At 65.0% G+C, this 20,720-nt stretch carries 24 protein-coding genes and 1 tRNA gene; 12 read left to right on the forward strand and 13 right to left on the reverse strand.

The window, feature by feature from the left end:
• The first annotated feature begins 100 nt into the window (after positions 1–100).
• The 7 genes from pyrE to ruvX are packed head-to-tail and all read left to right on the forward strand — an operon-like array spanning position 101 to position 5,406.
• Positions 101–685 (forward strand): orotate phosphoribosyltransferase, encoded by a 585-nt coding sequence (pyrE, locus tag FRF71_RS02470; RefSeq protein ID WP_147089072.1) that lies wholly within the window; start codon positions 101–103, stop codon positions 683–685.
• Positions 682–1,413 carry a pyridoxine 5'-phosphate synthase gene (locus FRF71_RS02475; protein WP_147089073.1) on the forward strand — a complete coding sequence of 244 codons (732 nt, stop codon included), beginning with the start codon at positions 682–684 and terminating at the stop codon, positions 1,411–1,413. Before pyrE ends, FRF71_RS02475 begins: the two co-directional genes overlap by 4 nt.
• Positions 1,410–1,811: a holo-ACP synthase gene (acpS, locus tag FRF71_RS02480; protein ID WP_147089074.1), complete on the forward strand. Its 402-nt coding sequence runs from the start codon at positions 1,410–1,412 to the stop codon at positions 1,809–1,811. The genes FRF71_RS02475 and acpS overlap by 4 nt, the downstream gene beginning before the upstream one ends.
• An 8-nt stretch (positions 1,812–1,819) precedes the next feature.
• Positions 1,820–2,689: a signal peptidase I gene (gene lepB, locus FRF71_RS02485; protein ID WP_147089075.1), complete on the forward strand. Its 870-nt coding sequence runs from the start codon at positions 1,820–1,822 to the stop codon at positions 2,687–2,689.
• 15 nt (positions 2,690–2,704) lie between these two features.
• Entirely contained in the window at positions 2,705–3,823 is a 1,119-nt protein-coding gene (locus FRF71_RS02490; RefSeq protein ID WP_147089076.1) for an AI-2E family transporter, read from the forward strand.
• Between the two features lie 3 nt (positions 3,824–3,826).
• The gene (locus FRF71_RS02495) at positions 3,827–4,939 is read left to right on the forward strand and encodes a DUF3089 domain-containing protein (RefSeq protein ID WP_147089077.1); all 1,113 of its coding nucleotides are present in this window, start codon (positions 3,827–3,829) and stop codon (positions 4,937–4,939) included.
• Positions 4,924–5,406, forward strand: coding sequence for a Holliday junction resolvase RuvX (gene ruvX / locus FRF71_RS02500; RefSeq protein ID WP_147089078.1), 483 nt, complete (start codon positions 4,924–4,926; stop codon positions 5,404–5,406). Before FRF71_RS02495 ends, ruvX begins: the two co-directional genes overlap by 16 nt.
• Here the strand turns inward: ruvX and FRF71_RS02505 are convergent.
• From FRF71_RS02505 to FRF71_RS15390, 3 genes are read right to left on the reverse strand one after another with little or no spacing between them, the layout of a single operon-like run.
• The gene (locus FRF71_RS02505) at positions 5,403–6,305 is read right to left on the reverse strand and encodes a thioredoxin domain-containing protein (protein WP_147089079.1); all 903 of its coding nucleotides are present in this window, start codon (positions 6,303–6,305) and stop codon (positions 5,403–5,405) included. The two genes, ruvX and FRF71_RS02505, sit on opposite strands and share 4 nt — an antisense overlap.
• The gene (locus tag FRF71_RS02510) at positions 6,293–7,270 is read right to left on the reverse strand and encodes an NAD-glutamate dehydrogenase (RefSeq protein ID WP_147089080.1); all 978 of its coding nucleotides are present in this window, start codon (positions 7,268–7,270) and stop codon (positions 6,293–6,295) included. The genes FRF71_RS02505 and FRF71_RS02510 overlap by 13 nt, the downstream gene beginning before the upstream one ends.
• A gap of 16 nt (positions 7,271–7,286) precedes the next feature.
• On the reverse strand, positions 7,287–7,439 hold the full coding sequence (locus FRF71_RS15390) for a hypothetical protein (RefSeq protein WP_161597867.1): 153 nt from the start codon (positions 7,437–7,439) through the stop codon (positions 7,287–7,289).
• Between the two features lie 122 nt (positions 7,440–7,561).
• Between FRF71_RS15390 and FRF71_RS02515 the strand changes: the two genes are divergently transcribed.
• Both FRF71_RS02515 and FRF71_RS02520 read left to right on the forward strand, forming a co-directional pair.
• Complete coding sequence (locus tag FRF71_RS02515) at positions 7,562–8,038, forward strand: PaaI family thioesterase (RefSeq protein WP_147089081.1); 477 nt, start codon at positions 7,562–7,564, stop codon at positions 8,036–8,038.
• A gap of 2 nt (positions 8,039–8,040) precedes the next feature.
• Positions 8,041–8,430, forward strand: coding sequence for a PaaI family thioesterase (locus tag FRF71_RS02520; RefSeq protein ID WP_147091494.1), 390 nt, complete (start codon positions 8,041–8,043; stop codon positions 8,428–8,430).
• Here FRF71_RS02520 and FRF71_RS02525 read toward each other — a convergent pair.
• From FRF71_RS02525 to argH, 4 genes are read right to left on the reverse strand one after another with little or no spacing between them, the layout of a single operon-like run.
• A complete protein-coding gene (locus FRF71_RS02525; RefSeq protein WP_147089082.1) occupies positions 8,402–9,172 on the reverse strand; it encodes a precorrin-2 dehydrogenase/sirohydrochlorin ferrochelatase family protein in 771 nt (256 codons plus the stop codon). The two genes, FRF71_RS02520 and FRF71_RS02525, sit on opposite strands and share 29 nt — an antisense overlap.
• Complete coding sequence (gene lysA, locus FRF71_RS02530; RefSeq protein ID WP_147089083.1) at positions 9,172–10,434, reverse strand: diaminopimelate decarboxylase; 1,263 nt, start codon at positions 10,432–10,434, stop codon at positions 9,172–9,174. The genes FRF71_RS02525 and lysA overlap by 1 nt, the downstream gene beginning before the upstream one ends.
• Positions 10,435–10,440: 6 nt before the next feature.
• Positions 10,441–10,686 carry a hypothetical protein gene (locus FRF71_RS02535; protein ID WP_147089084.1) on the reverse strand — a complete coding sequence of 82 codons (246 nt, stop codon included), beginning with the start codon at positions 10,684–10,686 and terminating at the stop codon, positions 10,441–10,443.
• Between the two features lie 5 nt (positions 10,687–10,691).
• Positions 10,692–12,065, reverse strand: coding sequence for an argininosuccinate lyase (gene argH, locus FRF71_RS02540; protein WP_147089085.1), 1,374 nt, complete (start codon positions 12,063–12,065; stop codon positions 10,692–10,694).
• On the opposite strand from argH, the gene FRF71_RS02545 reads away from it, so the two are divergent.
• Together FRF71_RS02545 and FRF71_RS02550 are read left to right on the forward strand one after the other, a co-directional pair.
• Positions 12,025–12,642 carry a TlpA family protein disulfide reductase gene (locus tag FRF71_RS02545; protein ID WP_147089086.1) on the forward strand — a complete coding sequence of 206 codons (618 nt, stop codon included), beginning with the start codon at positions 12,025–12,027 and terminating at the stop codon, positions 12,640–12,642. The two genes, argH and FRF71_RS02545, sit on opposite strands and share 41 nt — an antisense overlap.
• A complete protein-coding gene (locus FRF71_RS02550; RefSeq protein ID WP_238339378.1) occupies positions 12,639–12,995 on the forward strand; it encodes a VOC family protein in 357 nt (118 codons plus the stop codon). Before FRF71_RS02545 ends, FRF71_RS02550 begins: the two co-directional genes overlap by 4 nt.
• A 2-nt stretch (positions 12,996–12,997) precedes the next feature.
• On the opposite strand, the gene FRF71_RS02555 is transcribed toward FRF71_RS02550, so the two are convergent.
• The 3 genes from FRF71_RS02555 to FRF71_RS02565 form a co-directional block, all read right to left on the reverse strand.
• Positions 12,998–13,073, reverse strand: a tRNA-Val gene (locus FRF71_RS02555).
• A gap of 53 nt (positions 13,074–13,126) precedes the next feature.
• On the reverse strand, positions 13,127–14,116 hold the full coding sequence (locus FRF71_RS02560) for a winged helix DNA-binding protein (RefSeq protein ID WP_147089087.1): 990 nt from the start codon (positions 14,114–14,116) through the stop codon (positions 13,127–13,129).
• A gap of 63 nt (positions 14,117–14,179) precedes the next feature.
• Positions 14,180–15,469: an adenylosuccinate synthase gene (locus FRF71_RS02565; RefSeq protein WP_147089088.1), complete on the reverse strand. Its 1,290-nt coding sequence runs from the start codon at positions 15,467–15,469 to the stop codon at positions 14,180–14,182.
• A 250-nt stretch (positions 15,470–15,719) separates the two neighbouring features.
• Here FRF71_RS02565 and FRF71_RS02570 point away from each other — a divergent pair, with 250 nt between their 5' ends.
• Positions 15,720–16,679, forward strand: coding sequence for an alpha/beta hydrolase (locus FRF71_RS02570; protein WP_420359390.1), 960 nt, complete (start codon positions 15,720–15,722; stop codon positions 16,677–16,679).
• Here FRF71_RS02570 and FRF71_RS02575 read toward each other — a convergent pair.
• From FRF71_RS02575 to FRF71_RS02585, 3 genes are all read right to left on the reverse strand, one after another.
• Entirely contained in the window at positions 16,676–17,797 is a 1,122-nt protein-coding gene (locus FRF71_RS02575; protein WP_147089090.1) for an ATP phosphoribosyltransferase regulatory subunit, read from the reverse strand. The genes FRF71_RS02570 and FRF71_RS02575 overlap by 4 nt on opposite strands.
• A gap of 28 nt (positions 17,798–17,825) precedes the next feature.
• Positions 17,826–19,409: a phosphoglycerate dehydrogenase gene (gene serA, locus FRF71_RS02580; protein WP_147089091.1), complete on the reverse strand. Its 1,584-nt coding sequence runs from the start codon at positions 19,407–19,409 to the stop codon at positions 17,826–17,828.
• A 112-nt stretch (positions 19,410–19,521) separates the two neighbouring features.
• Positions 19,522–20,652 (reverse strand): phosphoserine transaminase, encoded by a 1,131-nt coding sequence (locus FRF71_RS02585; protein ID WP_147089092.1) that lies wholly within the window; start codon positions 20,650–20,652, stop codon positions 19,522–19,524.
• Positions 20,653–20,720: the final 68 nt, after the last annotated feature.

Here is a 20,720-nt window from a genome sequence, read left to right on the forward strand (position 1 = left end):
CCTCAAGCGCCTCTAGGGGATATTTTTGAACGCGCCCGGGGCCAACACGGCACTTGGGGCAATGCCGTAACGGCAGCAACGGACAAGGAATCGATTTTTCATGCAGGATGAAGAGGTTCTGGCAGAATTTCGCGCCAGCAAGGCATTGCTGGAGGGGCATTTCCTGCTCTCCTCCGGCCGCCACAGTGCGCATTACTTGCAATGTGCACGCGTTTTGATGGATCCGGCGCGCGCTGCGCGGCTGGCGATTGCCCTGGCCCAGCGAATCCCGCGCGAGCTGCGCAAGGACATCGTAAAGGTGGTCTCACCGGCGATGGGCGGGGTGATCATTGGCCACGAAATGGGCCGCGCGCTCGAAGTAGAGGCGATCTTTGTCGAACGCCCCACCGGCACCTTCGAGGTGCGGCGCGGTTTCACCATCGAACCCGGCGAGAAGGTCCTGCTGGTCGAGGACGTGGTGACCACGGGGCTTTCCAGCCGCGAGGCGATGGACTGTATCCGCGCAGCCGGGGGTAAGGTAATCGCCGCTGCGGCGCTCGTCGACCGTTCGGCGGGCTCGGTCGATCTGGGCGTGCCGTTTTTCCCATTGATTGCCATCAACTTCCCGACCTACGCACCGGATGAGCTGCCGCCCGAACTGGCAGCGACACCGGCAATCAAGCCGGGGAGCCGAGCGAAGCCGTGATACCGGACCGCCTGCGACTGGGTGTGAACATCGATCACGTTGCGACCATTCGCAACGCGCGCGGTGGCGATCATCCCGATCCTGTACGGGCGGCAGAGATCGTCGCCGCTTGCGGCGGTGACGGCATCACCGTCCACCTGCGCGAAGACCGCCGCCATATCCGCGATGATGACCTTGCCCGGATTCACGGCGCCACTGGATTGCCGCTCAACCTCGAAATGGCCGCCACCGACGAGATGCTGGCCATCGCACTGCGCCACAAACCACACGCCGCCTGCATCGTCCCCGAACGGCGGGAAGAGCGCACCACCGAGGGCGGACTGGACGCCGCCGGTCAGCACAACCGCCTGGTCCCGATCGTCGGCCGCCTGTGCGATGCCGGCATCCGTGTCAGCCTGTTCATCGGCCCGGACGAACGCCAGATCGAGGCCGCAATGCGGCTTGGCGCGCCGGTGGTGGAGCTGCATACCGGCGATTATGCCCATGCAGAGGGCGAGGCGCGCGCGGTGGAATTGAAGAAGCTTGCCGATATGGCGGCGCTCGCCGCGAAAAACGGGATCGAGCCGCATGCCGGCCATGGCCTGACCTATGACAACGTCCAGCCCGTTGCTGCGATCCCGCAAATCGCCGAGCTCAACATCGGCCACTACCTGATTGGCGAGGCGGTCTTCGTCGGTCTGGAAGCCAGCGTCAGGCGGATGCGCGAACTGATGGATGCGACGCGTTGATCATCGCCATTGGCTCTGACCTCTGCAACATTGAGCGGATCCAGAATTCGCTCAATCGCTTTGGCGAGCGGTTTGAGCAGCGCGTGTTCACCGAAATTGAGCGTGCCAAGGGCAATTCGCGGCCCTTCACCAAGGCTGGCACTCTGGCCAAGCGCTTTGCCGCCAAGGAAGCTTTTTCCAAGGCGGTCGGCACCGGATTCAAACGCGGCGTGTTTATGAAGGACATTGGCGTAGTCAACGCCCGCTCCGGCGCGCCGACCCTGGCGCTGACCGGCGGCGCTGCCGCACGGCTTGCCGCCATAACGCCGGAAGGCCATGAAGCCGTGGTCCATCTGACCCTTACTGACGACCATCCCTGGGCCCAGGCCTTTGTAATCATCGAGGCCCGCCCCAAATGACGGTACCCATGACTGAAACCAATCCTGCCCCGGACACTGCCGCGAAGCCCGACAAGGTAAACTGGCTGGCCGAAATCCGCAGCCTTGGCCTGATGCTGCTGGCCGTGCTGGCCTTCCATAGCTTCGTTGCCAAGCCGTTCTACATTCCGTCGATCTCGATGATGCCCAACCTGCTGGTGGGTGACCGGTTGGTGGTGTCGAAATTCCCTTATGGCTTCAACTGGTCCTCGGTCAGCTTTCACTTGCTGCCGCGCGGCACCTGGCGGTTGTTTGGTGGCACGCCCGACTATGGCGATATTGTCATCGTCGTTCCCGCAAACCGCGAGGAAGATCTGATCAAGCGCGTGGTCGCCCGCCCGGGTGACCGGATTGCAGTGAAGGACGGGATTATCATCCTCAACGGCAAACCGGTGCCGCGCGCGGTAGAACCATCGGTGCAATTGCCCGAGGATCCGGAACTGACCTGCGATGGCGGCTCTTGTTACACCTATTTCCAGAACTACCGCGTCCGCCTACCTTCGGGCCGGGTGGTCTATGAGATCCCAGCCTACCGCGAGACGCTGCCGAATGGTGCAAGCTTCATTGTGATCGACCACATGCAGCAGAGCCTCGACAACATGGACGAGATCACCGTGCCCGAAGGCCACGTCTTCCTGATGGGCGATAATCGCGACCATTCGGCCGACAGCCGCGCCGAACTCTGGGAGAACGGCCTGGGTGGTCCCGTGCCGCTTTATGACATCGGCGGCCGCGCCGAATTCACGACCTTCAGCCTGAACGGCAGCGAGACCTGGAACCCGCTAAGCTGGTGGGGCGCCTTGCGAGGCGATCGCGCCTGGCGCAGCCTGCGTCCGGTCCACGTACCGCAAGGCAAGTGACGCGGAGGTTCCGCAATGAGTGACACAGCCAGCACTTCCCCTGCCAAGGGCCGCCGCAGCCGCAAGCCTGCCCCGGTGGCGGCCGATGAGGCGGCGGTCGGACCAACCGATATCTCCGATCCCTTGCTGCGGCACGAGGCCAAGCGCGCCTTTGTCTGGATCGGCATGGTCGGGCTGGTGGCGCTGGCCGTCGTGCTGGCCCAGCCGCTGCTGGTCATTTTCGGCGGCATGGTTTTTGCCGCCATGATCGATGGTGGTGCGCGCCTACTTGGCCGGGTCCTTCCGGTCAACCGGGCAATCCGGGTGACGTTGGTGCTGCTCGGCGCGGTTGCCTTCCTGACCTGGACGGCGATGTTTGCCGGCAGCCAGATCGCCGCCCAGGCTTCGGAACTGCCAGCCATCGTCCAGGCCCAAACACTCAAGGCTGCCGCCTGGCTGGAAAGCCACGGCTTCCGCATCAATACCAGCAATGTCCAGGGCCTGATCGAACAGGCCATCGGCGGCGTGCGGCAGGTGACCTCCGCTGTCGGCGGCGTGATCGGCGGGCTGACCACCGCCTTTCTGATCGTGGTACTGGGAATCTACTTTGCCGCCGAACCGCAGCTCTATCGCCGCGGTTTTGCCTGGATGCTGCCGCGCGAGGAGCGCGATTCCTTCGATGTCACCGCGGCGCAGATGGGCAAGACCTTGCGTATGCTGATGTTCGGCCGCCTGCTCGGCATGGCGGTGGAAGGGGTGGGGACTTGGATCATGCTGGCGCTTTACGGGGTGCCGATGGCCGGGCTGCTCGGTCTGCTGACCGGCTTGCTGGCTTTCCTCCCCAACATCGGCGCACCGATCTCCGGCCTGCTGATGGTGCTGGTCGGCTTTTCCGGCGGCTGGGAGATGGGGGTCTACTGCATCATCGTCTATGTCGTAGTGCAGACGGTCGACGGCAACATCATCGTGCCGATGATCGCGAAGAAGACGGCCGATCTGGCCCCGGCACTGGTGCTTGGCGCGCAGCTGATCATGGGCGCGCTGTTCGGGCTTATCGGGCTGCTGCTGGCCGATCCGCTGGTTGCCATGCTCAAGGTAGCGCTAGAGCGGCAATCGGTGCGCAACGAGCATCACGAGGCGGAGGCCCAGGGATAGCCGATGGCCCGCAAGTTTCTTTATGTGATTGCTGTCCTGATCGTGCTGTTCATCGCCGGGCGGCTGGCGCTGGGTTTCTACCCAGAACAACTCACCCGCCTTGCCTTTACGCCCGGTGCGGCGTTCGAAGCGCAGCCCCCTGCCCCGGCCAACGCCTATGCCGATCCGGCTCGCTGGATCGCGCGGCCCGATTTCAAACAAGCTGGCCCGGCACAGTGGCGGCCCGCCGGACTGGCCAAGGATGCCGAGACACTTTCGGTCCCGGTGTTCTTCATCCACCCGACCAGTTATCTCAAGCGCGCGCACTGGAACGCGCCGCTGGATGACCAGGATGCCAACCGCATCGCAGGCATGATGGTGCGCGCCGCGGCAACGCCCTTCAATGTCTCGACCCAGCTCTGGATCCCGCGCTACCGCCAGGCCACCTTCGGTGCCTTCGTGACCGACAAGCCCGAGGCGCAACAGGCTCTGGACTTGGCCTATGGCGATGTCTCGGCCGCGTTTGACCAGTTCATCGCTTCCATTCCCACTGGCAGCCCCTTTGTGATCGCCGGGCACAGCCAGGGCGGGTATCATCTTAAGCGGCTGCTGGCTGACAAGGTCAAAGGAACGCCGCTCGCCGCACGGCTGGTCGCTGCCTATCCAATCGGCTGGCTGGTCGATCAGACCACTGACCTGCCGGCCATGGGAACCCCGGCCTGCACTGCCCCGGACCAGACTGGCTGTGTTGTCTCGTGGCTGAGCTACACCGACGGCGGCGATGCCAGCATGATGATCGGGGCCTATCAGCGCTTCGCCGGCAAGCGCCAATCCGGGGCACCGGCGCTGAGCTATCTCTGCACCAATCCGTTGACCGGCGTTGCCGGCGGGCAAGCCCCTGCCAGCGCCAATCTTGGCGCGATGGTGCCCGACAGCAAGCTTGAGAACGGAACATTGGAGCCCAAGCTGGTGGGGGCGCGGTGTGACGCGCAAGGAATCCTGCGGATCGGAGCCGGGCCGGAAATGGGCCCCTTCGTGCTGCCCGAGGGCAACTACCACGTTTATGACGTGCCGCTGTACTGGGCCAACCTTCGTGCAGACTTCGTTCGCCGGGCCAAGGCATGGCGGCCGCGCTAACCACGACCTTTGCGCCAGATTTTCGTGCCGCACTGCCCAGCGGCGGGGCACTGCTGGGCCTTGACCTTGGCACCCAGACCATCGGCACGGCCTTCTGCGATGCTGGCTGGCGCTTTGCTTCACCCGGCAAGACGCTGAAGCGTGGCAAGTTCGGCGCAGACCGCCAGGCGCTCGCTGCGCTGGTGGCCGAGCGCGGGGTTGTTGGCGTGGTGATCGGCCTACCGCTCAACATGGACGGCAGCGAAGGTCCGCGCAGCCAATCAAGCCGCGCCTATGCCCGTAATGTGGCCGAGGTGCTGAACCTGCCAGTCCTGCTGTGGGACGAGCGTTGGTCCACCGCCAGCGCCGAAAGCGCACTGATCGCCCAGGACATGAGCCGCGCCAGACGCGCCGACCGGATCGATGCGGCGGCGGCCGCGGTAATCCTGCAAGCCGCAATCGATGCGCTTGCCGGCGGGCTGGATTAAGCGAACAGCTCGCAACGTCGGGCAAGCGCCTCGGCAGCGACCAGTCGGCTGCCCGACAGTTCTGCGCGCTGCCACACCGCATCGCGGGAGGCGGCGTCCGTTGCCATCCCGGCCAGCGCATCCCAGCAAGCCAGCCGCATCCGGTCACTCGGGTGGTGGTGGGCGAAGCGTTCCGCAAGGTCCAGCGCCTGGTCGCCGCCCAGCCCGACCGCAATCCGCATCAACGCCTCGCTCGGCCCGCCCGATACGATCGCCCCGATCTGCCGCTTATCGAGATCGAAGCGGTACTGGTCGAGCCAACCCTGCGCCCCCGTGGTATGCATGATGTTGAGCGAGACCGACAGCGAATCGGCCGGATGCTGGGCATGAACATCGCGGTGGGCGCGGTATAGCATCAGCTTGCCCTCCTCCAGCCGCGAGCGTTCAACAAAGCGCAGGCTTGGAACCGGTTCATCGCGCGCGCCGACAACCTCGCCATAGTCATACTCGTAATAGTCGCTCCAGTATCCTGGGCCGAAGTAGCCCAGGGTCAGAAAGCTGAAGTTGTGATCGTGCGGGAGGCCATAGACGAACGAAGTCCCGCCCGAGGCGCGCAGCATATGCTCGTCGGTCGAGGGCCAGAGATTGGCGCGGATGAAGAAGTTGCCATTGGGCGGAGCCAGCATGACCACCTGCGGACCATAGGAGCTGTCCAGCACATCCTCGCGGTGGCGCTGCGCCAGCGCGGCGATCAGGAGATCGCCAAGGAACTGCTTGTTGTTGCCCAGTCGCCGCAGCCACCGCGCGGCATTATCGAGCCGCTCCGGATCGTCGAAATCAACGCCCACTGCCGCCAGTCCATCGCAGGCTTCGGCCAGGCTGGCGGCATCTTCATCGATCAGCTCGATCACGCGGGGCATGCCGACACCTCGGCAAGTTGGGGATAGGCTTCAAGCAATTGCGCGCGCAAGGCCCCCGCAGGCACCGCCAGCGGATCCTCGCTGCGCCGCGCAATTGCGCTCAACGCGGCAAATCCGATCGCGCTGTCCAGCCCCAGACATTCGCGCAGGGCCTGCCAGCGCAGGTGCGGCGAGCCGGCTTCCTCGGCCATGGCAGCCAGCAAGGGTGCAGCATCACGCCGTGCCATGCGTCCGAGCAGTGAGGCGGTCAGCTCCAGTCGGCTGTCGCGCGGGGTTCCCGCCGCTTGGTGCAGCAGGCGACCATCTTCGAGCGCATACTCGCAGCTCGCCGCGCCGGACCCATCGGAACGCTGCAACCTGAGCAGCACCGCAATGCCTGACACCTGCCTATAGATCTGGGCCACCTCGCGGCCGCTGCGCTGCGTCACTTCGCCAGCAGCGAACGTGAGCTGCTCTCGCCTCATCGCCACACCGGCCTGGGTGCGGCCGGTAATCTGGACTCGCTCGATCAGGGCACTGCCAGCCAACATGTGCTCCCAGTTCTCGTTGGCGGCAAAGCTGACCGATTGCGCCGGTGGCTTCAGCGCAAGACCGGCCCCGTCGATCGCCTGGATGGCCAGGCTCGCCCCATGGCTCCGCGCCAGCACGAGTGTCGCCAGCGTTCGATCATACTGGTGCCGCAGCGGCACCTGACCCAGCGGCGCTTTGGCCAACTCGGTGAGCAGCCAGGCTGCAACCCCACCGACCAGGCCCGCAGCAGCCGGGTCGCCTGCTGTGAAAAGCGCAGCCAGCAGCGGCAGGTCTGCCAGGGCCGCGCCACTGGCCAGGCGCAGCAGTTCCGCCTCCACCTGCGCGCCTTGACCGGTCTGGCGCCAGGCGTTCGATTGGTCGACCAGGCGCCGCTGGATCAGGCGCTGCGGGGTGTCGTCCGCCCGCAGCGCCATCAGTTCCGGTCTGATCAGCATCTGGACCGGGCCGCGCTTAAGGTGCCACCACGTCGTAGATGAAGGTCATGATCATGATCAGCAGATCGTCTGATTGCAGCCCCTGCGCGGGGTTGGACAGGCTGCCGAACACGCCGGTCAGCGTATCGAGATCAGGCAGCGCGGAAATATCGATCTTGGGCAGGTTCATTGGTCATCCCCTGGATTGCCTGCAAGACGGAAGTGCCTTGCCGCGCCAGCCTCGCCCACCTGCCCCCCTCTGGTGAAATTAAAAGATTGTAATCGAGTGCTCGCATCAGCAGAGAAGCGCCGATGAGCGAGAAGCCGCCCAGCATTCTGCCGCCCGGCACGCGGTTCGATCCGTCGCTTGCCGCGCGGATGATGACCAGACACGGTCATGGCGGCTGGCTGGGTATCCAGTACCACGCTCACGGCGAGGATTGGGTGGAACTAAAGCTACCCTGGCGCGAGGACCTGGTCGGGATCGACGGCGGCGTCGGCGGCATGGGTGTGCTCGCCTCAGGCCCGATCATCAGCCTGATGGACAATGCCACTTCGATGAGCGTCTGGACAAAATCGGGCAGTTTTGTGCCGCACGCCACGCTCGACCTGCGCGTCGATTACATGCGCGCCGCAACGCCGGGCCAGACCGTGATCGGCCGGGGTGAGTGCTACAAGCTGACCCGCACGATCTCATTCATTCGCGGCGTTGCCCATGATGGCGATCCGGCCGATCCGGTTGCACACGTCATTGGCACCTTCATGGCCACACACGGACCATACCTGTGACCATGGCCCTCACCCCCTATGCTCAGGCCCTGGGTATCGAGATCGACCATGACGAGGCCGGTGAGCCGGTGCTGCGGGTCGACTATTCCAACCGTGTGGCCGGGCGGCCCGGTTTTCTCCACGGCGGGGCGATGTCCGGTCTAATGGAAATGGCGGGCTTTGCTGCGCTTCAGGCCGAACTGACCCGGCGGGGCGAATCCATGCGGCTGAAGCCGGTCAACATCCAGGTCGAATTCATGCGGGGCGGGACCGAGCAAGTAACCTTCGCCAAGGGTAGCGTGACCCGGGCGGGACGCCGCGTGGCGCTGGTCAATGCCGAGGCCTGGCAAGATGACCGGTCCAAGCCGATCGCCCTAGCCCAGATCAAGGTGCTGCTAATCCCCGCCGAATGATCACAGTGAGGCCGGATTCGTCCGGCGCCTGCATGCCAAGCGTTAGTTCAATCTGCTGCGCATCGGCCCGCGCGCGGACTAGAACCGCAGTCGGCACACCCGGTTCATAGGCCACCAGGTCCGCGCTTCCCAGCCAGCGCGCCTCGCGCAGCGTCAAGTCATCTGGATCGGCGGAACGCAGGACGATCTCATAGGTGCCACCCGCGCTGCCTTCCGCGCCATCAAGCCAGGCTGCGATGTCGTGGCGCTCTGCCAGCGGATCGAGCGGCCCGCCCGGTGCCAGGGCTGCATCCATCGCGCGGCGCCGTTCCCGTCCATCAGGCCAGCGCGACTTCATCGCGGCACGCGCGCCATTCAATGCTTCGGCCAACCCACCGAGCGCGTGCGGCAACAGACCTTCGAGCCGCAACCTAAGCGCCTTGGCGAGCCCGGCGGAAACCCCGCCGGTTGAAACGGCCACAAGTACTGGGCCGCGCTCCAGCAGGCTTGGGGTCGTGAAATCGCACAGCTCGGGCCGATCAACCACGTTGACCAGCAGGCCCCGCGCCTTGAGTTCGGCCGCGGCGGCCTCTGGTTCATCCAGTGCGACGAAGGCCAGCCGCGCTTGCTGGTTCTCGAAACCAACGACCAAGGCCCCGGCCCGTTCGAGCAGTCGGCGCTTGGCCTCCGCTGCCTCCCCCTCGCCCAGCACGATCACCGGTTGACCGGCAATTCGGTGGAACAGGGGCAGGCTGTGCAGCATCAATCAAGCCAGGCCGGGACCCGCTCGGCCGAGGTGATCGCTTCGGGCAGGATCCGGTCGGCCACCACGGCGAACTGATCGCCATCAACCATCACTTCGGCAACAAAGCCGCGGCTGTTGTAGGACGAAGCCATGGTCGCGCCATAGGCCCCCGCGGTGCGGAACACGGCGAGGTCCCCGGCAACCAGCGCATCGATCTCACGGTCCATGGCAAAGGTATCGCCAGTCTCGCAGATCGGGCCGACGATATGCGCGGTCATCCGCTGGCCGGTGGGCTTCACCGCTTCGAAATCGTGCCAGGCACCGTACATGGCGGGACGCGCAAGGTCGTTCATCGCCGCATCGACGATCACGAAGGGCGTGTTGTTCGAACTGCGCTTCACCCGGATCGCGCGGGTCAGCAGGACACCGGCATTGCCGACGATCACCCGGCCGGGTTCGAACATCAGCGTCACATCCCAGCTGCCGCAGATGCGGGCGACCATTGCACCATATTCGGCCGGGGTCGGATAGACTTCACCTGCCTTGTAGGTCACGCCAAGCCCGCCGCCAAGATCGGCATGGGTCACGGTCTGGCCGCCCGCGCGCAGCTCGGCAATCAGCGCGCCGAGCTTGATGAAGGCATCTTCGAGCGGCTGCAGGTGCTGAAGCTGGCTGCCGATGTGGACGGCGACGCCGCGCATATCGAGCCCTGGAAGCCCAGCGAGCCGCGCATAGATGCCGGCCGCGCGATCGATCGGCACGCCGAACTTGTTCTCGGCCTTGCCGGTCGAGATCTTCTCGTGCGTGCGGGCATCGACATCGGGATTGACGCGCAGCGCGCAAGCGGCGCGTTGGCCGCGGGCTGCGGCAACAGCCGCCAGCTCGATCCCTTCTTCCTCGCTCTCGATATTGAACTGGCCGATCCCGGCATCAAGGCCCTGGACCATTTCACGCTCAAGCTTGCCGACTCCGGAGAAGACAATGTCCTGACCTGGCATCCCGGCAGCCAGCGCGCGCGCCAGCTCTCCGCCCGAGACGACATCGGCGCCAAAACCTTCACGCTGCATTACCCGCAGCACGGCAAGGTTCGGATTGGCCTTGATCGCAAAGGCCACATGCTTCTTGGGCAGCGCGCTGAGCGCCTCGTTGAAGACACGGGCATGCCGCTCCAGCGTGGCACGCGAATAGACGTAGACGGGCGTGCCGATTTCCGCGGCAATGCGGCTCAGCGGTACGCGCTCGGCGTGCAGCTCGCCGTCGATGATCTGAAAGTGGTCCATGGATGCTTACTCGTCGGAAGGGGGCAGGTCGAACGGATCGTCGGTGCGTTCTTCCGATTTCTTTCGCAGCTCCACGCTGCGCTCCGGGGCGGCCTGGGGGGTGATCTGCAGCAGCGCTTCCGCTTTTGGCCGGGTTTCCCGACCATAGGGCGGCGGAGGCAAATCCTGCCCCGCGCGGGGTTTCAGGTCCGCACGCTGACCGCAGGCGCCAAGCGCGAGCAGGAGGACAGCGGGAAGGACCAGACGGCGCATTGCAGTTACTCCAGCCCCAGCGCCACACGCGCTTCGGCCACGCGTTGCCTTACCTGTTCGGGCGCGGTTCCGCCATAGCTGGCGCGCGAGGCGACCGAGGCGTCAACAGAGAGGGCAGCGAAAACGCGCTCATCGACCCGGGGATCGATGGCCTGAAGATCGGCCAGCGGCAAGGCATCAAGCGCAATCCCGCGGCTTTCAGCCAGCTTCACCGCAGCGCCGGTGATGTGGTGTGCTTCGCGGAAGGGGATGTTCTCCTGGCGCACCAGCCAGTCGGCCAGATCGGTCGCTGTGGCATAACCCAGCTCGGCAGCAGCCCGCATCCGTTCGGTGCGGAAAGTCGTGCCGGTGACCATGCCCTCCATCGCGGCCAGGCATAACGTCAGCAGGCTGGCCGCCTCGAACACGGGTGGTTTGTCGTCCTGCATATCCTTTGAATAGGCCAGCGGCAGGCCCTTCATGGTGATCATCAGCGAAGTCAGGCTGCCGATGATCCGTCCAGCGTGGCCCCGAACCAACTCCGCTGCATCGGGGTTCTTCTTCTGCGGCATGATTGAGCTTCCGGTGGAAAGCGCATCAGGCAGTGCGGCAAAGCCGAACGGCTGGCTCGCCCAGATAATGAACTCTTCCGCCAGACGCGAGAGATGCAGTGCGATCTGGGCTGCCGCCATCAGGTAATCGAGCGCAAAGTCGCGGTCGGACACCGAATCGAGGCTGTTGCGGGTTGGCTCGGCAAAGCCAAGCGCCTGTGCGGTTGCTTGCCGGTCGATCGGGAATCCAGTGCCCGCCAGCGCGGCGGCGCCTAGCGGGCACTGATTGAGGCGGGCGCGCGCATCGGCCAGGCGTGACCGATCGCGCGCAGCCATTTCGTAATAGGCCATGAGGTGGTGGCCAAGCGTCACCGGCTGCGCGGTCTGCAGGTGGGTGAAACCGGGCATGATGCTGTCCGTGTGCTCGCCGGCGCGGGTGACCAGCGCGGCTTGCAGCGCCTTCAGCCCGGCATCGGCCTGGTCGATTGCATCACGCACCCATAGCCGGAAGTCGGTGGCCACCTGGTCATTACGGCTGCGCGCCGTATGCAACCGCCCCGCGGCCGGACCGATCAGTTCGGCGAGGCGGCTTTCCGTGGTCATGTGGATGTCTTCAAGGTCCCAGTTTTCGGGGACCCCGTTCGCTTCGTACTCCGCTGCAACCTGGTCGAGCCCGGCGGCGATCGTGGCGGCATCCTCCGCGCTGACGATGCCCTGCGCACCGAGCATGGCAACATGGGCCTTGCTTGCAGCAACGTCTTGCCGCCACAGCGCCTTGTCGAAGGGAATCGACGCGTTTATCTCGCGCATGATCGCCGAGGGCCCCTCGGCGAACCGTCCGCCCCACATCGCATTGGAGCTGCTCTTGCTATCGTCCCGCTCGCTCAAGATCGCCGTCCTTGGCTGTGCCCTGCTGGTTGGGGGGTGCGATAGGGAAAGCAAGGCTCCGGCGCAACCTGCCGCTTCACCGGCTGGCGGAGAGCTCTCTGGCACGATTGACCGCACCCATAAGGGCAGCGAGCTGCCCGATTTCACTCTGCGCGATGCCAGCGGCAAGACCGTCGAGCTGGCAAGTCTGAAGGGCAAGCCGCTGCTGATCAACCTCTGGGCCACCTGGTGCGCGCCCTGCGTGGCCGAACTGCCGACCCTGAACCAACTTGCCAAGGACCGCGCGGACAGCCTGAAAGTGCTGACTGTGTCGCAGGATATGCCCCCGGCCGACAAAGTGGCGGGTTTTCTCAAAGCGCGCGGCGCGGACAAGCTTGAGCCGTGGCTCGATCCTGATGGCGAGCTGACCGTGCAGTACAAGGTCACCGTCCTGCCGACGACAATCTACTACAACGCCCAAGGCCGCGAAGTTTGGCGCTATGTCGGCGGGCATGATTGGAGCAGTGCCGAAACTGCAAAGATGCTGGCCGAACAGTGATCGTCGGGATCGACCATGTCCAGCTGGCCATGCCCAGCGGCGGCGAGGACAAGGCGCGGACCTTCTATGTGGATCAGCTGGGAATGATCGAGGTTGCCAAGCCGCCAGCCCTGGCTGCGCGTGGGGGGTGCTGGTTCGAGCTTGGCCCGGTCAAGCTTCACCTTGGGGTCGATGAAGACTTCCGGCCCGCGCGCAAGGCGCATCCGGGTCTGCTGGTGGACGATTTCGACGGGCTTTGCGCAGCTTTGCGAACCGCAGGCCATGCGGTTGCAGACGATCACCTGCTGCCCGGCGTGCGGCGGGCCCATCTATCGGACCCATTCGGGAACCGGATCGAATTGATCGAAGCCTGACCTGGTGGGCGCTAACGGGCTCGAACCGCTGACCCTCTCGGTGTAAACGAGATGCTCTACCAACTGAGCTAAGCGCCCGACCGTATGGTCAAGAGCCGCGCGCCTAGCGCAATGCGGCGCGGCTGTGAAGCCTATACCAGCGTTGCTGCCTGCGCACCCAGTTCGGCGAAGTAGCGCGCCATACTGTCCGCCACCTGGTCAGACAGAGTGATGAAGGCGCGGCGGCGGTCGGTTTCGTCCTCCACGCGCTGGAGCAGACCGGCTTCGGTCATCTGGCCAATCCAGCGCAGCGCTGTGGTCGGCGGAACGCCGCTGGCAATGCAGAGCGACGAGACCGAGACCCGCGCATGCTCGGCCCGGGCGGCGGTGAGGTCTAGCAACATATCCCAGGCAGGATCGGCAAAGAAATCGCCATCGAAGAACCGCGCCCGGAGCTGGCGCTGGCGGATAATCTGGCGCACCAAACGCGGATCTGGCAGTGGCGGACGCGCGGTCCGGGCGATCCGTTCACCGCCATCGCCATTGCCCGGGGCGAAGGGTGTAGTTGGGCTTTCGAACCGGAACCCCGATTCGCTAACAGCGGCCTGATCACGACCGGGCCCTTCGAGGTGTTCGAGCCGCTGAGCAATTTGGCAGACCTGTTCGGTCAGCCGCAGCAGCACCAGCCGGTCTTCCTCCGATAGTTCGCGCAGCCGCAGATTGGGAAACTTTGCCAGTACCCGCCCCAGGGCAATCACCCGCTCGGCGCGGCTGGGTTCAACCAGAATTTGCGGCCCCGACTGGTCAAGGCAGGCAAAGACATCGTCAAGCGCGGCAACCGTGGTCGAAACGATCAGTTGCGCCCCGCAGTGGGCCGCGCGCAGATCGAGCCGCGAGAGCGCCGCCAGCCGTGCACCATCAACCATCGGGCAATCGAGCAGTACTACTGCGCCCAAAGGACGCACCGCGCCTTCGAGCAGCGCCGCAACCTCGCCAACTTCGGCAACGCGAAAGCCCGCTGCCTCGGCATCCTCCCGCAGCAGTTCCCTGACATGACCGCGATCAGCAAAGATCGACAGTGCCAGTGGCAATCCCGCCGCATCGTTTGCGGGAGTGGCGTAGGCAAAATTGGCCTGGGACATAGCTTTGCGACTCCTGTTTCGATTGAACAGGAGTAGAACAAAAAGGGATTATGTCAAGAATTCCTAGTCGATAAACGGATCCCGGACCAGGATCGTGTCCTCGCGCTCGGGCGAGGTGCTGACCAGGGCGACCGGCGTTTCAATCAGTTCCTGAACGCGCTGGATGTACTTGATCGCCTGAGCCGGCAAATCCGCCCAGCTGCGCGCACCGGCGGTGGTGCCGCTCCAGCCTTCCATTTCCTCGTAGATCGGTTCCACATTGGCTTGGTCGGCCGCGTGGCTGGGGAAATAGTCGAGGATCTTGCCGTTGAGGCGATAGCCGGTGCAGATTTTCACCGTCTCCAGCCCGTCGAGCACGTCAACCTTGGTCAGGGCAATGCCAGTGACACCCGAAATCGCGCAGGACTGGCGCACCAAAACGGCATCGAACCAGCCGCAGCGGCGCTTGCGCCCGGTAACCGTGCCGAATTCGTGCCCGCGCTCACCCAGCCGCTGGCCAGTCTCGTCCTCAAGCTCGGTCGGGAACGGGCCCGAGCCGACGCGGGTGGTATAGGCCTTGACGATGCCCAGCACGAAACCGGTGCTCGAAGGGCCAAGGCCCGAACCGCTCGCCGCGGTGCCGCTGACGGTGTTGGAGCTCGTGACGAAAGGATAGGTGCCGTGATCGACGTCGAGCAGCACACCCTGCGCGCCTTCGAACAGGATCCGCGCACCGGCCTTGCGCACCGTCTTCAACCGCATCCACACCGGCTGGGCATATTGCAGCACGAAAGGCGCAATTTCACTGAGCTCGGCGAGCAGGGCAGCACGGTCGACCGGCGGCTGGCCGAACCCGGCACGCAGCGCATCGTGGTGTGCACAGAGCCGGTCCAACTGGGCGTCGAGCGCATCGAGATGCGCCAGATCGCAAACCCGGATGGCGCGGCGGCCAACCTTGTCTTCGTAGGCCGGACCGATCCCGCGCCCGGTCGTGCCAATCTTGCCCGATCCGGCGGCGGTTTCGCGCAGGCCATCAAGGTCGCGGTGCAGCGGCAGGATCAGCGGGCAGTTGTCGGCAATCGCGAAGTTTTCGGTGTTGATTACCACGCCCTGGCCTTCGAGCTTCTCGATCTCGGCCTTGAGATGCCAGGGATCAAGCACGACGCCATTGCCAATAATCGAAAGCGTGCCGGTAACAATGCCAGACGGCAGCAGGCTGAGCTTATAGACCTGATCGCCAACCACCAGCGTATGGCCGGCATTGTGTCCGCCCTGGAACCGCACGACGGCATCGGCGCGGCTGGCCAGCCAATCGACGATCTTGCCCTTGCCTTCATCACCCCACTGGGCGCCGATCACGGTTACATTAGCCATTGGATAGAGTCCCTCACCCTGCCAAAATTGCCCGCATGCGCCCTTCGACAGGACTCGGCACAAGGGGGGGACCAGTGGGAGCACAAGGCCCCGCAAACGGGCGGCGCGTTAGGCCGATGCGGCACGGGCGTCAAGCTATCCGCACCCGAACCGCCGCGACAAACTGCGACAAATTGTGACCGCGCCGTTCACCTGGCAGCAACCCGCCCGGTAGCAGCGAAATCGCACAGGCAATCATGAGGGAATGTCAATGCGCAAGAGCCTTATACTATCGCTTGGCGCAATAGCGCTGATCGGCACCACTATCGCCCAGGCCGCGCCCGGTGACCGATTGCGTGAACGATTGAAGGAGCGGATGGAAAGCCGCCAGGGCGGTTCGGGCGAGCGCCGCGGCGCGCAGCGCGATGCCGATGCCCCGCGCACCCGGCCCGACCAGACCTTCGCCTATGGCAGCGATCGGCTGCAGCAGCTCGATTTCTACAAGGCCAAGGGCGCGGCCGGCCCGGCCCCGCTGGTGATCTTCGTCCACGGCGGTGGGTGGAAGCGCGGCAGCAAGGATGTCGCCGGCAGCCGTTATGCCCCGGCGCATTACACCGGGCTTGGCTATAACTATGCAGCGATCAACTATCGCCTGGTTCCGGAGGCGACGGTCGAGCAGCAGGCAGCTGACGTCGCCCAATCGGTCCGCGCGCTGCTGGACCGGGCGCGTGAACTGGGGATTGATCGCAGCAAGGTGGTCCTGACCGGCCACAGCGCCGGCGCGCACCTGGTCGCTCTGGTGGGCACGGACGAGCAATACCTGCGCAGTGGCGGGTTGTCGTTCCGCGATCTCGCCGGGGTGATGCCCAACGATGGCGCGGCTTACGATGTGGCAGCGCAGATGAAGGATGGCGGGCCAATGATGCAGGATACCTATGTCCAGGCCTTTGGCACCGACCCGGTGCGCCAGCGGGCGCTCTCCCCGACGCTTCAGGCCGCCGCGCCCAATGCCCCACGCTTCCTGCTGATCCATGTTCAGCGCCAGGATGGCGTGGCCCAGGCCAAGGCGCTCGAAGCGGCCTTGCGTCAGGGCGGGACCACGGTCGAGCGGCGCGAGTTCGAAGGGCGCGGGCTGCAGGGCCATGCTGAGATCAACCGGCAGCTCGGCAACCCGGACTATCCGGCAACCGCTGTGGTCGATGCCTGGCTGAAGTCGATCTTCGGCCGCTAAAGCCGAACGACCTCGGTGCCATCGAGCCGGTGAGTGCAGCCCAGTGCCACCGGCTCACACGCCGCGCTAAGCGCCGCGACGGTGCGCCAGCCGATGGCGCGAAGCCGAGCGGCCACTTCGGCATTGTAGTCAAGCGGCAGGAACAGGGTGTCGGCCCGCGGCTCGGCTTCGGCCAGGGCGTCAATCAGGTCATCGGGGTAAAGCGAGAAGCCGATGGCCGGCTCGGTCTCCGTACCGCTGCCAAGAATGGCATAGCTGCCCCCGCGCCCGACTGCCCCTTGCAGGCCCTCGGCATAGATCGTGAAGCCGAACCAGGACTGGTATTCAAACCCGTGGCGCTCGCTCGGGTCGAGGGTTAGGCGAGCGAGGCTGCCGACGCGGTCCGCGATGGTGTGTAAGGCCGCGATCCTGCCAGCAAGGACACCGCTCTTGTCAAAGGCGGCCAGCTTTTCAACGGCAGCAGCGAACGGTCCGATCGCGGCAAGCAGCGGCAGGTAGGCCTGGCCACCCGCAGCAACAAGGCCGCCGGCGTCCTTGGCATCAAGCTCGCGCCGCACTGCCTCGATCGCTTCCGGATCGAGCGGCATGGCCTCAGCCGCAAGGGCATCGACCAGATCGGGCAGCGTAAAGTCGACCGAGAGGCCCTTGGCGCCCGCTGCCGTCAGGGCTTCGAGCGCGACAGCCAGCACTTCCCCGGCAGCGGCGACGGAATCGTTGCCGATAAGTTCGGCCCCCAGCTGGAGCCGCTCGCGCGTGGGGTCGAGGCCGTCGCCCTTGATGGTAACGACCTGCCCGGCATAGCACAGCCGTAATGGCCGGGCGTGCTGGGCCAGAGCCGTGGCGGCGATCCGGCCGACCTGCACGGTCATGTCGCTGCGCAGCGCCAGGGTGCGCAAGGACGCGGGATCAACGAATCGGAACATTCGGCGCGGCTGGACCCCGGCCATGCGGCTGGCCATCGACTTTTCGAACTCGATCGTCGGCGGCTGCACACGGTCGTACCCGTGGCTGTCCAGCACGTCGAGCACGGCGCGAGTCACGCGAGCGGCAGCAGCCGCATCGCGCGGCAGGCGGTCTTCCAGGCCTTCGGGCAACAGGTCGCGGTCGGTGTCTTGCATCGTGGCGATCCCGTTGCCCGAATGTGCCTTAAAACGCCAGCGCCATGACCCGCTTCACGCCGGGCACGTCGCGCGCCGCGGCGATGACATTGGCCGGGACCGGGCTGTCGACGCTGAGCAGCAGCACGGCTTCCCCGCCGGCCGCGCGGCGGCCAAGGTTGAAGGTGCCGATGTTGATGCCGGCTTCGCCCAGCAGGGTGCCGATCCGGCCGATGAAGCCGGGGGCGTCCTCGTTGACTATGTACATCATGTGCCCGGCGAGTTCGGCTTCGACCTTGATGCCGAAAAGCTCGACCAGGCGCGGTTCCGCGTTCGAGAACAGCGTTCCCGCCACCGAGCGCTCACCTGCATCGGTCTTCACCGAGACGCGGATCAGGGTGTGGTAATCGCCGGCCTTCTCGGTCTTGACCTCACGCACCTCGATCCCGCGCTCCTTGGCTATAAAGGGCGCGTTGACCATGTTGACCGTGTCCGACTGCACCCGCAGGAAGCCGGCCAGCACGGCGGCAACGATCGGCTTGATGTTCAGCTCGGCCGCGGCGCCTTCGGCATGGATCGAAACGCGCGGAATCGAACCGGTGGTGAGCTGACCAACCAGGCTGCCAAGCTGCTCTGCCAGTGCCATGTAGGGCTTCAGCTTCGGCGCTTCCTCGGCCGAGAGCGAAGGCATGTTGAGCGCGTTGGTGACGCCGCCGTTCACCAGGTAATCGGCCATTTGCTCGGCCACCTGCAGCGCGACGTTGACCTGGGCTTCGTTGGTCGAGGCGCCAAGGTGCGGGGTGCAGATGAAGTTCGGCGTGCCAAACAGCGGCGATTCCTTGGCCGGTTCGGTCTGGAACACGTCAAGCGCCGCGCCGGCCACCTGGCCGCTATCGAGCGCTGCCTTCAACGCCGCTTCGTCGATCAGGCCGCCGCGGGCGCAGTTGATGATCCGCACGCCCTTCTTGCACTTGGCGATATTCTCGGCCGACAGGATGTTGCGGGTCTGGTCGGTCAGCGGGGTGTGCAGGGTGATGAAGTCCGCCCGCGCCAGCAGGTCGTCAAGCTCAACCTTTTCGATGCCCAGTTCGACAGCGCGCTCGGGGCTGAGGAAGGGATCGAAAGCAACGACCTTCATCCGCAGGCCCAGCGCCCGGCTGGCAACGATCGAACCAATATTGCCAGCACCGATCAGGCCCAGTGTCTTGCCGGTGACTTCAACGCCCATGAAATCGTTCTTCGGCCACTTGCCGGCCTGGGTCTGGGCATTGGCTTCGGGGATCTGGCGGGCCAGCGCAAACATCAGCGCGATGGCGTGTTCGGCCGTGGTGATCGAGTTGCCGAACGGGGTGTTCATCACCACCACGCCCTGGGCCGAAGCGGCCGGGATATCGACATTGTCGACACCGATCCCGGCGCGGCCAATCACCTTCAGGTTCTTTGCCGCATCAAGGATCGCCTTGGTCACCTTGGTCGAGCTGCGGATGGCAAGGCCATCATAATCACCGATCCGGGCAATCAGCTGTTCCGGGGTTTCGCCGGTGATCACGTCCACATCGCAGCCGCGCTCTTCGAAGATCTTCGCGGCGTTGGGGTCCATCTTGTCGGAAATGAGTACGCGAGGCTTGGTCATTTCAACTTGTCCTTGGTTCGTCAGCCCGGATTTGATCCGGGGTCCCGCTTGTCCGCGGGCGAGAATGGGGAAAGCGTTACCCCGGCGCTGCGGCCGAGGTGACGCCTGAAGCTTAAGCCGCGGCCTTGACGGTCGCGTAGGCCCAGTCGAGCCAGGGGCCGAGATCCTCGATATCGGCGGTCTCAACCGTGGCGCCGCACCAGATGCGCAGACCCGGCGGGGCATCGCGGTAACCCGCGATGTCATAGGCTGCACCTTCCTTTTCGAGCGCGCTGGCCATGGCCTTGATAAAGGCCTCGTCGGCACCTTCGACTGTCAGGCAGACCGAAGTCTTCGAACGGATGCCGTGATCGACTGCGAGATGGCCGAGCCAATCGCGATGCGCGACAATCTTGTTCAACGCATCGGCGTTGGCCGTGCAGCGCGCCTTGAGGCCTTCCAGCCCGCCAACCGACTTGGCCCATTCGAGCGCGAAGATCGCATCCTCAACCGCCAGCATCGAGGGCGTGTTGATGGTTTCACCCTTGAACACGCCTTCGGTCAGCTTGCCCTTCGAGACCAAGCGGAACACCTTGGGCAGCGGCCAGGACGGGGTATATTCCTCCAGTCGCTCGACTGCGCGGGGGCCCAGGATCAGCACGCCGTGGCCACCTTCGCCGCCCAGCACCTTCTGCCAGGAGAAGGTGGCGACATCGATCTTGTCCCAGGGAATGTCGTAAGCGAAGACCGCGCTGGTCGCGTCGGCAAATGTCAGACCTTCGCGGTCATCCGGGATCCATTCGCCATCCGGCACACGCACGCCGCTCGTGGTGCCGTTCCAGGTGAACAGCACGTCGTCGGCGAAATCCACCTTCGAGAGATCGGGCAGCTGGCCATAGTCGGCGCGGTGGACCTTGGGCTCGAGCTTCAGCTGCTTGACCGCGTCGGTCACCCAGCCTTCGCCGAAGCTCTCCCAAGCGAGGCAGGTAACGCCGCGGGCGCCGAGCATGGTCCACATGGCCATTTCGAAGGCGCCGGTGTCAGACCCGGGGACAATGCCGATGCGGTGCGTATCGGGCAGGCCCAGCACTTCGCGCATCAGGTCGATGCAGTACTGCAGGCGCGTCTTGCCGATCTTGGCGCGGTGCGAGCGCCCAAGCGATTCGGTAGCCAGTTTTTCGGGGGCATATCCGGGCGGCTTGGCGCAGGGACCGGAAGAAAAGAACGGACGCGCGGGTTTGCGCGCCGGCAGTTGTGCAGTCATTGTAGTCTCTCCTTGCAGAGAGCTCGCGCGGCGTTGGGACCGCGTGGCCCGGAGCCGCACATAGAGGC

This window comes from Novosphingobium ginsenosidimutans (genome assembly GCF_007954425.1).
GTDB lineage: Bacteria > Pseudomonadota > Alphaproteobacteria > Sphingomonadales > Sphingomonadaceae > Novosphingobium > Novosphingobium ginsenosidimutans.

Excerpts from the sequence above, each read along its gene's own strand:
- FRF71_RS02510 (WP_147089080.1), bottom strand. The coding sequence starts at position 7,270 with ATGCTGATCAGACCGGAACTGATGGCGCTGCGGGCGGACGACACCCCG.
- FRF71_RS02535 (WP_147089084.1), bottom strand. The coding sequence starts at position 10,686 with ATGCGCCGTCTGGTCCTTCCCGCTGTCCTCCTGCTCGCGCTTGGCGCC.
- FRF71_RS02545 (WP_147089086.1), top strand. The coding sequence starts at position 12,025 with ATGATCGCCGAGGGCCCCTCGGCGAACCGTCCGCCCCACATCGCATTG.
- FRF71_RS02505 (WP_147089079.1), bottom strand. The coding sequence starts at position 6,305 with ATGCCCCGCGTGATCGAGCTGATCGATGAAGATGCCGCCAGCCTGGCC.
- lepB (WP_147089075.1), top strand. The coding sequence starts at position 1,820 with ATGACTGAAACCAATCCTGCCCCGGACACTGCCGCGAAGCCCGACAAG.
- ruvX (WP_147089078.1), top strand. The coding sequence starts at position 4,924 with ATGGCGGCCGCGCTAACCACGACCTTTGCGCCAGATTTTCGTGCCGCA.
- FRF71_RS02490 (WP_147089076.1), top strand. The coding sequence starts at position 2,705 with ATGAGTGACACAGCCAGCACTTCCCCTGCCAAGGGCCGCCGCAGCCGC.
- FRF71_RS02495 (WP_147089077.1), top strand. The coding sequence starts at position 3,827 with ATGGCCCGCAAGTTTCTTTATGTGATTGCTGTCCTGATCGTGCTGTTC.
- FRF71_RS02585 (WP_147089092.1), bottom strand. The coding sequence starts at position 20,652 with ATGACTGCACAACTGCCGGCGCGCAAACCCGCGCGTCCGTTCTTTTCT.
- serA (WP_147089091.1), bottom strand. The coding sequence starts at position 19,409 with ATGACCAAGCCTCGCGTACTCATTTCCGACAAGATGGACCCCAACGCC.
- FRF71_RS02565 (WP_147089088.1), bottom strand. The coding sequence starts at position 15,469 with ATGGCTAATGTAACCGTGATCGGCGCCCAGTGGGGTGATGAAGGCAAG.
- lysA (WP_147089083.1), bottom strand. The coding sequence starts at position 10,434 with ATGGACCACTTTCAGATCATCGACGGCGAGCTGCACGCCGAGCGCGTA.
- argH (WP_147089085.1), bottom strand. The coding sequence starts at position 12,065 with ATGTGGGGCGGACGGTTCGCCGAGGGGCCCTCGGCGATCATGCGCGAG.
- pyrE (WP_147089072.1), top strand. The coding sequence starts at position 101 with ATGCAGGATGAAGAGGTTCTGGCAGAATTTCGCGCCAGCAAGGCATTG.
- FRF71_RS02520 (WP_147091494.1), top strand. The coding sequence starts at position 8,041 with ATGGCCCTCACCCCCTATGCTCAGGCCCTGGGTATCGAGATCGACCAT.
- FRF71_RS02515 (WP_147089081.1), top strand. The coding sequence starts at position 7,562 with ATGAGCGAGAAGCCGCCCAGCATTCTGCCGCCCGGCACGCGGTTCGAT.
- FRF71_RS02570 (WP_420359390.1), top strand. The coding sequence starts at position 15,720 with ATGCGCAAGAGCCTTATACTATCGCTTGGCGCAATAGCGCTGATCGGC.
- FRF71_RS02575 (WP_147089090.1), bottom strand. The coding sequence starts at position 17,797 with ATGCAAGACACCGACCGCGACCTGTTGCCCGAAGGCCTGGAAGACCGC.
- FRF71_RS15390 (WP_161597867.1), bottom strand. The coding sequence starts at position 7,439 with ATGAACCTGCCCAAGATCGATATTTCCGCGCTGCCTGATCTCGATACG.
- FRF71_RS02560 (WP_147089087.1), bottom strand. The coding sequence starts at position 14,116 with ATGTCCCAGGCCAATTTTGCCTACGCCACTCCCGCAAACGATGCGGCG.
- FRF71_RS02525 (WP_147089082.1), bottom strand. The coding sequence starts at position 9,172 with ATGCTGCACAGCCTGCCCCTGTTCCACCGAATTGCCGGTCAACCGGTG.